Raw genomic sequence first — 12,396 nt, forward strand, 5'->3', positions numbered from 1 at the left:
CCCGGCACCATCGCGTTGTTCGGCTGCTTCCTGATCATGATCATCATCCTCGCGGTGCTGGCGCTGATCGTGGTCAAGGCCCTGGCCGAAAGCCCGTGGGGCATTTTCACGGTGATGGCGACCATCCCGATCGCGATGTTCATGGGCGTCTACATGCGCTACATCCGCCCGGGCCGCATCGGTGAAATCTCGGTGATCGGCGTGGCATTGTTGCTGGGCTCGATCTGGCTGGGCGGGCAGATCGCCGCTGACCCGGTGTGGGCCAAGGCCTTTACCTTCACCGGACTGCAGATTACCTGGATGCTGATCGGCTACGGTTTCGTGGCAGCCGTGTTGCCGGTGTGGCTGATCCTCGCGCCTCGCGATTACCTGTCGACCTTCCTGAAGATCGGCACCATCGTCGCACTGGCGATCGGCATTCTGATCACCATGCCCGAGCTGAAAATGCCGGCATTGACCCAGTTCATCGACGGCACCGGGCCGGTGTGGAAGGGTGGGCTGTTCCCGTTCCTGTTCATCACCATCGCTTGTGGTGCGGTGTCCGGTTTCCACGCACTGATTGCTTCCGGCACCACGCCGAAGCTGCTTGCCAGTGAAGGCCATGCCCGTTACATCGGTTACGGCGGCATGCTGATGGAATCCTTCGTGGCGATCATGGCGATGGTGGCCGCTTCGGTGATCGAGCCAGGCGTGTACTTCGCGATGAACAGCCCGGCGGCCCTTGTCGGCGCCGATGCTGTTTCGGTTGCGCAGACAGTCAGCAGCTGGGGCTTTGCCATCACGCCGGAAGCGTTGCAAGCGGTGGCCAAGGACATCGGTGAAACCACCGTCCTGGCCCGTGCCGGCGGTGCGCCGACCCTCGCGGTCGGTATCGCGCAGATCCTGCACCACGTGCTGCCGGGTGAAAACACCATGGCGTTCTGGTACCACTTCGCGATCCTGTTTGAAGCGCTGTTCATCCTGACTGCGGTCGATGCCGGTACCCGTGCCGGACGTTTCATGCTGCAGGACTTGCTTGGTTCCTTTGTGCCGGCGCTGAAACGCACCGAATCCTGGACCGCCAACCTGATCGCCACGGCCGGTTGCGTGGCGATGTGGGGTTACCTGCTGTACCAAGGCGTGATCGACCCGTTGGGCGGGATCAACACCTTGTGGCCACTGTTCGGTATCTCCAACCAGATGCTGGCCGGTATCGCGCTGATGTTGGCAACCGTTGTGCTGATCAAAATGAAACGCCAACGCTATGTGTGGGTGACCATGCTGCCAGCGGTATGGCTGCTGATCTGCACCACCACTGCAGGCTTCATCAAGCTGTTCGACGCCAACCCGGCGATCGGTTTCCTCGCGCTGGCGAAGAAATACAGCGATGCCCTGGCCAACGGTCAGGTGCTGGCGCCGGCCAAGAGCATCGAGCAGATGCAGCACGTGATTTACAACGCCTACACCAACGCAACGCTGACGGTGTTGTTCCTGCTCGTGGTATTCAGCATCCTGTTCTTTGCGCTCAAAGTCGGCATTGCCGCCTGGGGCACCAAAGAGCGTACGGATAAAGAAGCGCCATTCCAGGCGCTGCCAGATGCTTGATCGAGGAGGGCAGCATGTTCAATGACCTGAGTCGCCTCGGTAAATACCTCGGTCAGGCCGCGCGCCTGATGGTCGGCATGCCCGACTACGACAACTACGTCGAGCATATGCAAACCGAACACCCGGACAAGCCGGTGATGAGCTATGAGATGTTCTTTCGCGAACGTCAGGAGGCTCGTTACGGCGGTAAGGCAGGGCCGAAGTGCTGTTGACCCGCTGATGTAATGTTGAAGTGGTTTTCGTGGGAGCGAGCCTGCTCGCGATAGCGGTCTGACAGTCAACTGCAACGTTGAATGTTATGCCGTCATCGCGAGCAGGCTCGCTTCCACATGGATTGTGCTTTAACTGACTGGCATCAGTTCGTCGATCACCCCCATGAAGGCCTCGACCAGCAGGCTGCGCCCTTGGGCTCGCGTCAGTATCAGCAGTTGCGCGCGAGCTTCGGAGTCAGCCAGCGGGCGGTAGGTCACCCCCTTTTTTACCAACGTCTGGGTGCACTGGGGAACCAGCGCAACGCCTTGCCCGGCGGCCACCAGCGCGATGATCGAGGTAATTTGCCGTCCGGATGGACCTGGGCGCAGGGGCAACCCGTTGCGTCGGTACAGTTGTTGAATGGATTCGTTGAGCCCCGAGCCGTAATCGACCGGAAATAAAATCAAGGGGTACGCGCTGAGCTGGGCGAGGTTGACCTCGGCCTGGCCGGCCAACGGGTTGTCACTGGAAAGGGCTGCCACTAAGGGTTCTTCACCCAGGGATAGTACCCGGACCTCGGCTTGCCCGTTTTGAGGCAGCAACCGGCTCATACCAATATCGATACGACCATCGGCGACCTGTGACCATAGACTGCTGGACGCACCTTCCACCAGAGTCAGTTGAACCTCTGGAAAGCGTTGGGCAAAAGCTTGAATGGCCTGGCTGAATAGGTCTGACAGGGCAATCGAGCTGGCGTAGCCCAACACGAGTTGCCCGGTCGAGCCCGCGGCCAGCTTGCCGGCGATGATTTCGGTCAGGTCGGCTTGCTCCAGCATGGCGCGCGCATAAGGCAGAAAATGCCGGCCTTGGGCCGTGAGCGACACCGTGCGGCTGGTGCGGTCAAACAGACGAAAACCCAGCTCGGCTTCCAGAGCGGAAATCTGCCGGGTCAACGGCGGCTGGGCGAGGTTCAGACGCAGTGCCGCGCGACCAAAGTGCAGCTCTTCGGCGACCGTCAAAAAGTAACGTAACTTGCGTAGATCCAGCATCCTGTTCCTTGGGTATTGATCGGTCCGAATTCGGTATTGGTCTTCGGCAGCCCGCGTATTCTATAAAGGCCTCCTGTCATAAAACGAGAGGCCTCATGAATTCGCGTCTGCAGAGTGCTCGCATCGCCTTGTTTCTGTGTGGTTGCGCGGCCTTCCTCAACCTGTATTCAACCCAGAGTATCCTTCAGGAATTTGCCCTGAGTTTTCAGGTGAGCGCCCGGCAGGCGGGATGGAGCATCACGGTGACCACCCTGGCGGTCGCCATCACCGCCCCCTTTGTCAGCCGTCTTACCCGTCGCTTTGAACAACGCTCGGTGATTGTCGGCGCGGCAACGCTATTGGCGGTGCCGGCACTGCTGACAGCCCATGCCGACAGCTTTAGCGAGCTGTTGGTCTGGCGCTTTGTCGAAGGCATGTTGATTCCGGTGGTGTTCGCCACCAGCGTAGCCTACATCGGCGACCGCTGGAGTGGTGGCACTGTCACGGTGGTCACCAGCCTCTACGTGGCCGGTACCGTACTGGGTGGGTTTGCCGGGCGCTTCGTGACCGGGCTCATGACCGAATATGTGGGCTGGCGTGAGGCCTTTGAACTGCTGCCAGCAATGAGCGTGTTCGTCGGCGTGACCATCCACTTTCTGCTGCCGGCCAATCCGGTGTTGGCTACCAAGAATTCGCCACTGCGTCTGCAAGCCCTTCGCGATCTGTGCCGCAAACCCTTGCTGGCGGCGTATGGCGTGGGCTTTTGTGTGTTGTTTTCGCAAGTCGCGACCTTCACTTACGCCGGACTGTACCTCAGCCAGACGCCTTTCAATCTCGGCGCTGCGGCCCTCGGGACGATCTATGCAGTGTTCCTGCTGGCACTGGTGGTGATCCCCATCGTCGGACGCTTGAGCAAATCGCGACCGCAATCCGAGTTGCTGGTGGCCGCGGTGTTACTGGGCGTCTGTGGCTCGCTCCTGACGCTGCTGCCCTCGCTGTGGCTGATCGTGCTGGGCCTGGCCCTGAGCTCAACCGGCGTGTTTCTGGCCCAGGCCTGCGCCAATGCCTTTATTACAGCCACGGCCCGACATAACAAAGCCGGGGCGGTGGGGCTGTACCTGACGGGTTATTACCTGGGAGGCAGTTTCGGCGCCGTCGGCCCCGCGATGATCTGGAATCGCTGGGGTTGGCAGGGGTGTGTGGCGCTGATCATCGGCGTCCAGTTGTTGTCGCTGCTGATCGCCTTGACCGGCTGGAAACCCCTTGAACCCGATGCGCCGGTCGCGCACGACCGTAACGGTTCCGAACGAATCGGTGAACCTGCCTGAATCATCATCCAATAAAGGAATATAAGAGGTGACCATGAGTAACGTACTGACCCGCCAGAGCCAGTTGTTGAAGATCGTCGAACCAGTGTTGAACGACATGCCTGCCAGTGTCTTGAAGCATGCGCTGTTCGAAGCGTTCTGGAATGAAGAGGGTGCGCTTGTGGACATCGAAAATGCCTTTGAGACACTGACTTCGCGCCGCCATCCGCCAGCAGCCTTGCGTAAGTTTTTCGCCAGTTGGTCCAAGACCAACAACTCGACTTCTACTGTCGAGTAGATGGAGTACTAATGGAACGGACTGACTATTTAAAACTGCGTGTTGACGTGCAGCGGGAGCTAACTAGCGGGATTAACTCTGAGTTTCTGGATGTTGACGACCTTGTTAGTAGCGTGATGCGAATTTTTTTGCGCTCTTTGTCTGACGGTGAAGTAAAGCGTCAGCGTGCAAGTCGTACGTTAAAACCTTCAGGTGTAATCCTGAAATCACCTGGTGCTGGAAATCGTCTGGGAGATTTTCGCTGAGTATCTGCATCACAAATCCGGCGGATGAAAGATTGTGCGCAACTGTTGCAGTAATGGCGGAACCATGAACGATTTGAAAGACGAAGTATCTTCTTTGCAGGGGCCGCAATCGACCGATGCCTCTGTACGTCGACGATCTCTGCTGGCTGGCTGCGGCGCACACGCCGTGCATGACGGCCTGACCGACGTCATCTATGTGCTGTTGCCGATATGGCAGGCGCAGTTTGCCTTGAGCTACGCCCAAATTGGCCTGATGCGTGGCGCTTACTCCGGGATGATGGCCGGTTTCCAGCTGTTGGCAAGCCGGGCCGCCAGGCGATGGGGGCGAGAGCGTTTGCTGGTGGGGGGGACCGCGCTCGCGGGGTTGGCTTACTTGCTGGCAGGGCAGGCTGGCGGCCTGACGGTGTTGTTGTTGGCGCTGGTGTTGGGCGGATTGGGCGCTAGCACCCAACACCCACTGGCATCTTCGTTGATCACCGATACGCACGAGGAGGGCGGGGGCGTCAAACAAGCATTGTCGCAGTACAACTTCTCTGGAGACATCGGCAAAACGTTGATACCGGGGTTGGTCGGCCTGTTACTGACGGTCATCAGCTGGCGCGCGAGCGTCACGCTGATAGGCCTGCTCGGTCTGGCCGCCGCCGGTCTGCTGTGGTGGCTGATTCCGGCGCGCGCGATGACTTCATCCGGTCAGGGCAAGGCCTCCAGGGCAATCATGGGAAACGGCTCCGCCAGCGGGCTGCGGGCGCTCATTGTGACCGGCACACTGGACAGTGCGGTACGGATGGGGTTTCTCACCTTCTTGCCGTTCCTGCTGAAAGAGAAGGGGGCCGGGACGGCAGGCATAGGTCTGGCGCTGACAATGTTGTTTGTGGGTGGGGCATTCGGCAAGTTGCTGTGCGGCTATCTGGGCGCGCGCATTGGCATGATGAAAACCGTATGGCTAACCGAGTTCACCACCGCGGTGTTGATCATCCTGTCGGTGTACCTGCCGCTGTTCGGCCTGATGGCGGTGTTGCCGCTGCTGGGGCTGGCATTGAACGGAACATCGTCGGTGCTGTATGGCGCCGTGCCGGACCTGGCTGGCCCAGGCAAACGAGAGCACGCCTTCGCTGTGTTCTACACCGGCACCATCGGTGGCGGGGCGCTGGCACCGGTATTGTTTGGCAGCCTGGGCGACATCACAGGTATTCCTGCTGCTGTGATCATGTTGGCCGCCACACTGTTGTTGACACTGCCCGTGTCCTGGTATGTGCAACGAGGCCTGGACGCTGATTCTCAGCGCGCCAGGAACATCGAGCATGCGCAGTAAAGCGAATGCCTTGAAAGAAAGCGGTATCAAAGTGATTAACTTTGCAGCCGGCGAGTTATCGTTCGACGCCTGCCCTGCCAGGAGATGAAGGCGGGCGCTATCGCAGCAATAGAAGGGGCGCGAAATCGTTCAACGAGTAACAAGACGACAGGGGCTTTTTCAGACCTGTTGAGTGACTGTGCGGAGTTGATGATATGAAATTGTTCAGGCCGTTACTTCAGCAGCCCATTGCGTTGCTGTGGGGAGGGTTGGCGCTATCTTCCATTGGTGACGAACTCTTCGCGATTGCCATCGCCTGGATGGCAGTGCAGATCGCCGGTACCGATGCGAGCTGGCTCAGTGCTTTACGCGGTGCTGCTGCGTTGGCAGGCGCATTACTGGGTGGAATTTGGGCGGAGCGTTGGGACCACCGTCGCACGATGATCGGCGCCGATCTGACGCGGGCCGGGCTTGCCTTGATTCCTGTGATCGCCTGGGGGCTTGGCATCATGAATCTCTGGATGCTGGCGGTGACACTCATGCTCATGATGATCGTCAACTCGCTCTTCGAGCCGGCGCTACGCGCTAGTCTGCCGCGCATTGTCACGGCGCCGGACCAGCTGCAATCGGTCAACGCGCTGTTTGATGCCATCATCCGGGTTGCCAGGGTGATCGGGCCGATGCTGGCAGCGGCGATTACGTTGCTGATTCCGATCGAGCATCTTTTTACCCTGAATAGCATCACATTCCTGATCTCCGCGTATGCGGTCATGAAGTTGGGTAAAGCGTTGCCGCGTCAACCTGTTAAGGCGACCAGTCGACGTGCCGGTTTTACTGCCGGCTGGCGAAGCCTTGTGGGGCGCAGGCAAATGCAGGCGGTGTATGTGTGTGCGGGACTGGGCAATATTGCCTGGAGCGTGGGTATTTCGATCGGTATGGCGCTGGCCGTCGTCAAGTACGACATCCAGGGTTTCGGCGTACAGGGTTTTGCTGCCTACGGCCTGATCATGGGCGCCTATGGGGCAGGGAACCTGATCTCTATTTTTGTCGTGGGCAATCTGCAAATCCGCCGTTTGTATCACGGATTTACCTTCGGCTCCGTGGTCAACGGCCTGGGCATCGCGACCATCGGTACAGCCGTGATGTATCTGCCGCCGGAGCATGTTCTGGCGGGGATGATAATTGGCGCAGGTCTTGCGGCACTCGGTGGGCCACTGATCGACATCTCATTCATTTTGCTCATTCAAACCAAGTTCAAGCACAGCGAGATCGCGGGGCTGGCAAGACTGCGCTTTGCCGCGCTGGGGGCGTCGATTCTGATCGCCGGTGCCTGCGGCGCTGCGCTGTATGCCCACTTTGAAACGGGTCTGATTATTGTCGGTGCCGGGATTTTCGAAGTGATCGTGGGGGCGATTGTGCTGCTCGTCCCCAAGGATAACGAAGCCGTACAGGCGAATAGGGAAGAAGTCACTTCGTTATCGTCATCATCCTTGGCCGATGGCCGCGAGGTGGCCAGATGAAACAGTTCCATGACGATGTAAAGACCATGCCGAGCGAACGCCGGACAACATTGCACTAATGCCCCGACAATGCTGTCAGTAACCCTGACCCAGAAATTCCTCGAGTAATCCGCAGTTTGTCTATTCCTCTACACGGACGGCAAGATCTCATGGGCTGGCCGTCCTCTCTTGCATTCCTTTTTTGCATTAGTACTTGGCATTTTCGTTTCGAGTGTCATTTCTTGGTGCATTTTTATGAGTGTTAGTAGTGCGCTGCTATTAATTAGCGCTCCGCGCTGGACACCCTATATTACAAGGGCAATAAAAACAGTGAGTAGAAATTTCCCGCTTACAGGGCATAAAACTCACTTGAGTTGCCATTTGCACCATTTTCGCACGATCCACAGTTGTGCAAGTTACACCTGGGGAAAGCGTTTCAGCAATTCCATCAATAACTGTCTCAAAAATAAAACAAAACGTCGCTATATCGTATTTTCAAAGGCTTTTTCAGTTTTTTATTAACTATAGCAATACTTGGGCACAGCCCTTGCAAAAGTACTTTCAAACCACCGCAAGTGTGGTTTTCAACGAAAGAAATAATGGGGGAACGTTATAAATGGGGCGCCAGAAATCAATCCGCAAAGGCCAAGTCTCTGGCGTCGGAACGCGTCAAGAGATTGCCGGAGTCATAAGGAAATTATTTCCAAATGTGACAGGAAGTTAACGACGCACACTGAGGTGCTCAACAGAAACAGTACTCACTAAAACAACGTAAGGCCTGATTTTATAGAAATAGCGAAGTTATAAGAAAATGCCGTCTGTATCGCGGCAAGGAGTAGGGTATGTCCCGAGCTTTTTTTAACGAAATGTATGATGCGAGTGGTGGCTGCCGCCCACATTACCAGGAGTTCGCGCGTTGGTTGGCGGACACACCTCTGGAGTTGCTGGATCAACGTCGTCGTGAAGCAGACCTGTTGTTCCATCGAGCCGGCATCACCTTCACTTTATACGGGGACGAGCAGGGCACCGAACGGTTGATTCCGTTCGACATCATTCCGCGCAGCATCAAGGCCAGCGAATGGCAAATGGTCGAGAAGGGCTGCATTCAGCGGGTCCAGGCATTGAACATGTTCCTGGACGACATCTACCACGGGCAACGTATTCTCAAGGAGGGCATCATTCCGGCCGAACAGGTGTTGGCCAACGAGGGTTATCAGGTCGCCATGCAGGGCCTGAATCTGCACCGGGGCATCTACGCCCACATCGCCGGGGTCGATCTGGTCCGCGACGGCGATGGCAGCTACTACGTACTGGAAGACAATCTGCGCACCCCCAGCGGCGTCAGCTACATGCTTGAAGACCGCAAGATGATGATGCGTTTGTTCCCCGAGCTCTTCGCCGCCCAGCGTGTGGCGCCCATCGATCACTACCCGAACCTGTTGCTGGACACCCTGAGGAGCTCCAGCCCGCTGGACAATCCCACAACCGTGGTGCTGACCCCGGGTCGCTTCAACAGCGCTTACTTTGAGCATGCGTTCCTGGCCCGTGAAATGGGCGTGGAACTGGTGGAGGGCGCTGATCTGTTTGTCCGCGATGATCACGTCTATATGCGTACCACTGCAGGCCCCAGGCAGGTGGATGTCATTTATCGCCGCCTCGATGATGCGTATCTCGATCCTCTGTCGTTCAACCCGGATTCCATGCTCGGCGTGCCCGGCCTGATTGCCGCCTACCGCTCGGGCAATGTGGTGCTGGCGAACGCCGTCGGCACCGGCGTGGCCGATGACAAGTCGATCTATCCCTACGTCGGCGACATGATCCGCTTCTACCTCGCCGAGGAACCGATCCTCATGAACGTGCCGACCTGGCAATGCCGCAAACCGGAAGAATTGTCCCATGTGTTGGCGAATCTGCCTGAGTTGGTGGTCAAGGAAACCCAGGGTTCCGGTGGCTACGGCATGCTGGTGGGCCCGGCGGCTACGGCGGCGGAAATCGAAGACTTCCGCGCGCGCCTCAAGGCACGCCCCGAAGCTTATATCGCCCAACCGACCCTGTGCCTGTCGACGTGCCCGACCTTTGTCGAAAACGGCATCGCCCCACGCCACATTGACCTGCGCCCGTTTGTGCTGTCGGGCAGAGAAACCCGTCTGGTGCCCGGTGGCCTGACCCGCGTGGCATTGCGCGAAGGCTCGCTGGTGGTGAACTCGTCTCAGGGCGGCGGCACCAAAGACACTTGGGTAGTGGAGGACTAAGACATGCTTTCAAGAACCGCTTCGGACCTCTACTGGATGTCCCGTTACCTGGAGCGCGCCGAAAACCTGGCGCGCATGCTCGAAGTCAGTTACTCGTTGTCGTTGATGCCTCAGGCGGGGCGTACCGATGGCCGCGCCGAACTGGCAATGTCGCTGCTCGCCGCCGGTACGCTGGACGATTACAACGAGCGTTATGGAGAGCTCAACACCGAACGCATGTTGCACTTCTTCGCGCTGGATGAAACCAACCCCGGGAGTATCTATTGCTGTTTGCAAGCCGCGCGAGCCAATGCTCATGCCGTGCGCGGACGCATCACCGCCGACATGTGGGAGAACATCAACGCCACCTGGCTGGAGATGCGCAACATCGCCAGCAATGGCCTGGCGCGTTATGGCATCAGCCATTTCTGCGAGTGGGTCAAGGAGCGTTCGCACCTGTTCCGTGGTGCGACCTCGGGCACCATCATGCGCAACGATGCTTACTGCTTCATTCGCTTGGGGACTTTCCTTGAGCGGGCGGACAACACGCTGCGCCTGCTGGATGCACGCTACGAAATGTTCGGCGAGGAGTCGGAGGAGGTGAGTGACAACTCCGCGCGCGGCTACTACCAGTGGAGTGCCTTGCTGCGGGCCTTGTCGTCCTTCGAGGCGTTCAACGAGATCTACCGCAATGCGCCGGGCGCCGAGCAGGTCTCCGAGATGCTGTTGTTGCGTAGCGACGTCCCGCGTTCGTTGCACGCCTGTATCGAGGAACTGGACCATATCCTCGCCAGCCTGCCGGGCAGCAACGGGCGGGCCGCCCAGCGGTTGGCCGCCGAGTTGAATGCTCGGCTGCGCTACACCGGTATCGACGAGATTCTCGGCTTCGGTCTGCACCTTTGGCTGACTGACTTCATCTCCCAGGTTCGCCATCTTGGCCAGACCGTTCACGAGTCCTATCTGGAGGCCGTATGAAACTGTCCATACGTCACGACACCACCTACAGCTACGCCGATGAAGTCTGCACCAGCATCCAGTTCCTGCGTCTGACGCCGCAGAACAGCGAACGCCAGCGCATCCTGGAATGGCACCTGGAACTGCCGCGCCTGGTGCGCAGCCAGTTCGATCCGTACGGCAACATCCTGCATGTATTAACGATGGACGAACCCCATGGAGCCTTGGTACTGACGGCTTATGGTCAGGTGGATATCGACTCGGACCGCGAACTGGAGCGCGACAGCCAATCGCCTTTGCCGTTTTTGCGCACCAGTAAGCTGACGATTGCGGACGATGCCCTGAATGCCTTCGCCGTGCAGCGCTGCGGTATACGGCGTGATCGAACGGCGTTGACCGACCTGATGCACGGCCTGGCCGACCATATGGTCTACAACCCGGGCGCGACCACCGTGGACACCACGGCCGCCGAGGCGTTTGCGGGCGGAGGCGGGGTCTGTCAGGACCATACCCACGCGTTCCTGGCCTGCGCCCGTAGCCTGGGGATTCCTGCGCGTTATGTCTCCGGTTACTTGTGCACCGAAGATGAAAACCACTTGGCCAGTCATGCCTGGGCCGAAGCCTGGCTCGACGATGGTTGGTACAGCTTCGATGTCACTAACCGGCTGGCCCGGCCCGAACGCCATCTGAAACTGGCGGTGGGCCTGGACTACCTCGACGCCTGCCCGGTACGTGGCATGCGTCGTGGTGGCGGGGCCGAGTCGATGCTGGCGCGGGTACAGGTAACGTCGCTGTTTCAGGTTCAGCACCAATAAGCCTGAAACGTTCACCGTAATTGGCCATGCCGTCAGGGAGACGGTATGGCCTTTCATCCAGAATTCACGAGTAAGCGCAAATGACTTATTGCGTCGCTATGCACCTGGCCGACGGGATGGTGTTCATCTCCGACTCACGGACCAATGCCGGTATCGACCAGATTTCAACGTTTCGTAAGTTGTTTATTTTCAGCACGCCGGGCGAGCGGCTGATTGTGTTGCAGACCGCGGGCAACCTGGCCACCTCGCAATCGGTGGTGAACTTGCTCAAGCAGCGTTGCAGCGGGCCTGGCCCGCACCTGTTGAATGTCCGCACACTCTATGACGCCACTGTGCTGGTGGCCGAAACCGTTCGCGAAGTCGTCGCCCGGGACCGTACCAAGTTGGCCGGCAAGACCGACTTGAGCTGCTCTTTTCTGGTGGGCGGGCAGATTGCGGAGGGACCGATGGATGTGTACAGCATTTACCCGCAAGGCAACTTCATTCAGGCGACGGAGGACACGCCTTTCCTGCAATTGGGTGAAAGCAAGTACGGCAGGCCGATACTGGATCGCAACCTCACGTACCGCACATCACTCGAAGAGGGCCTGCGCTGCGGGCTGATCTCGTTCGACTCGACCATGCGCAGCAACCTGTCGGTGGGTATGCCGCTGGACCTGCTGGTGTTCAGAAAAGACAGTTTTGGCGGTGCAAAAAGTTATCGCATCACGGCCGACGACCCGTATTTCATGCGTATCCGCATGCAATGGGCTGCCGGACTGCAGGACATGCTTGCCGCACTGCCGGAGCCGCCTGACGCTTACATGTCGGGGGCCGCCAACAAAAACTAGCTTGTTACTCGAGAAAATTCATTGTTCCAAGAAACCCCCAGCGGCAGGCTGATCGCTGGGGGGGCATTCAGAGTGCTTTCCATAGAATCCAAAGCTGCGCACAGCCAGGCCAATCCTGAAAC

General features: G+C 58.5%; 11 protein-coding genes and 1 pseudogene. 11 read left to right on the plus strand and 1 reads right to left on the minus strand.

From position 1 onward, the window contains the following. Both AC1D2Q_RS05210 and AC1D2Q_RS05215 read left to right on the plus strand, forming a co-directional pair. Positions 1–1,584: carbon starvation CstA family protein (locus AC1D2Q_RS05210; protein WP_477812465.1), on the plus strand; the 1,584-nt coding region annotated here is incomplete at its 5' end. A gap of 14 nt (positions 1,585–1,598) precedes the next feature. Next, positions 1,599–1,796: a YbdD/YjiX family protein gene (locus AC1D2Q_RS05215; RefSeq protein ID WP_007938220.1), complete on the plus strand. Its 198-nt coding sequence runs from the start codon at positions 1,599–1,601 to the stop codon at positions 1,794–1,796. Between the two features lie 129 nt (positions 1,797–1,925). On the opposite strand, the gene AC1D2Q_RS05220 is transcribed toward AC1D2Q_RS05215, so the two are convergent. After that, positions 1,926–2,825: a LysR family transcriptional regulator gene (locus AC1D2Q_RS05220; RefSeq protein ID WP_477812466.1), complete on the minus strand. Its 900-nt coding sequence runs from the start codon at positions 2,823–2,825 to the stop codon at positions 1,926–1,928. A gap of 95 nt (positions 2,826–2,920) precedes the next feature. Between AC1D2Q_RS05220 and AC1D2Q_RS05225 the strand changes: the two genes are divergently transcribed. From AC1D2Q_RS05225 to AC1D2Q_RS05265, 9 genes and pseudogenes are all read left to right on the plus strand, one after another. Further along, positions 2,921–4,132 (plus strand): MFS transporter, encoded by a 1,212-nt coding sequence (locus tag AC1D2Q_RS05225; protein WP_477812467.1) that lies wholly within the window; start codon positions 2,921–2,923, stop codon positions 4,130–4,132. A 34-nt stretch (positions 4,133–4,166) separates the two neighbouring features. Then, positions 4,167–4,403, plus strand: a pseudogene (locus tag AC1D2Q_RS05230) (hypothetical protein); the annotation flags it as partial. Between the two features lie 17 nt (positions 4,404–4,420). Beyond that, positions 4,421–4,654, plus strand: coding sequence for a hypothetical protein (locus AC1D2Q_RS05235; RefSeq protein WP_156043939.1), 234 nt, complete (start codon positions 4,421–4,423; stop codon positions 4,652–4,654). Between the two features lie 64 nt (positions 4,655–4,718). Beyond that, on the plus strand, positions 4,719–5,966 hold the full coding sequence (locus AC1D2Q_RS05240) for an MFS transporter (protein ID WP_477812468.1): 1,248 nt from the start codon (positions 4,719–4,721) through the stop codon (positions 5,964–5,966). 194 nt (positions 5,967–6,160) lie between these two features. Beyond that, positions 6,161–7,465 (plus strand): MFS transporter, encoded by a 1,305-nt coding sequence (locus AC1D2Q_RS05245; RefSeq protein ID WP_477812469.1) that lies wholly within the window; start codon positions 6,161–6,163, stop codon positions 7,463–7,465. Between the two features lie 821 nt (positions 7,466–8,286). After that, positions 8,287–9,696 carry a circularly permuted type 2 ATP-grasp protein gene (locus AC1D2Q_RS05250; protein WP_477812470.1) on the plus strand — a complete coding sequence of 470 codons (1,410 nt, stop codon included), beginning with the start codon at positions 8,287–8,289 and terminating at the stop codon, positions 9,694–9,696. 3 nt (positions 9,697–9,699) lie between these two features. Then, positions 9,700–10,650, plus strand: a complete 951-nt coding sequence (locus AC1D2Q_RS05255; RefSeq protein ID WP_019578892.1) for an alpha-E domain-containing protein — start codon at positions 9,700–9,702, stop codon at positions 10,648–10,650. Continuing rightward, on the plus strand, positions 10,647–11,444 hold the full coding sequence (locus AC1D2Q_RS05260; RefSeq protein ID WP_477812471.1) for a transglutaminase family protein: 798 nt from the start codon (positions 10,647–10,649) through the stop codon (positions 11,442–11,444). The genes AC1D2Q_RS05255 and AC1D2Q_RS05260 overlap by 4 nt, the downstream gene beginning before the upstream one ends. 80 nt (positions 11,445–11,524) lie before the next feature. After that, a complete protein-coding gene (locus tag AC1D2Q_RS05265; protein ID WP_477812472.1) occupies positions 11,525–12,274 on the plus strand; it encodes a proteasome-type protease in 750 nt (249 codons plus the stop codon). The last annotated feature ends 122 nt before the right edge of the window (positions 12,275–12,396 follow it).

The organism is Pseudomonas sp. P1_A1 (assembly GCF_056406935.1).

Excerpts from the sequence above, each read along its gene's own strand:
- AC1D2Q_RS05215 (WP_007938220.1), top strand. The coding sequence starts at position 1,599 with ATGTTCAATGACCTGAGTCGCCTCGGTAAATACCTCGGTCAGGCCGCG.
- AC1D2Q_RS05220 (WP_477812466.1), bottom strand. The coding sequence starts at position 2,825 with ATGCTGGATCTACGCAAGTTACGTTACTTTTTGACGGTCGCCGAAGAG.
- AC1D2Q_RS05225 (WP_477812467.1), top strand. The coding sequence starts at position 2,921 with ATGAATTCGCGTCTGCAGAGTGCTCGCATCGCCTTGTTTCTGTGTGGT.
- AC1D2Q_RS05235 (WP_156043939.1), top strand. The coding sequence starts at position 4,421 with ATGGAACGGACTGACTATTTAAAACTGCGTGTTGACGTGCAGCGGGAG.
- AC1D2Q_RS05240 (WP_477812468.1), top strand. The coding sequence starts at position 4,719 with ATGAACGATTTGAAAGACGAAGTATCTTCTTTGCAGGGGCCGCAATCG.
- AC1D2Q_RS05245 (WP_477812469.1), top strand. The coding sequence starts at position 6,161 with ATGAAATTGTTCAGGCCGTTACTTCAGCAGCCCATTGCGTTGCTGTGG.
- AC1D2Q_RS05250 (WP_477812470.1), top strand. The coding sequence starts at position 8,287 with ATGTCCCGAGCTTTTTTTAACGAAATGTATGATGCGAGTGGTGGCTGC.
- AC1D2Q_RS05255 (WP_019578892.1), top strand. The coding sequence starts at position 9,700 with ATGCTTTCAAGAACCGCTTCGGACCTCTACTGGATGTCCCGTTACCTG.
- AC1D2Q_RS05260 (WP_477812471.1), top strand. The coding sequence starts at position 10,647 with ATGAAACTGTCCATACGTCACGACACCACCTACAGCTACGCCGATGAA.
- AC1D2Q_RS05265 (WP_477812472.1), top strand. The coding sequence starts at position 11,525 with ATGACTTATTGCGTCGCTATGCACCTGGCCGACGGGATGGTGTTCATC.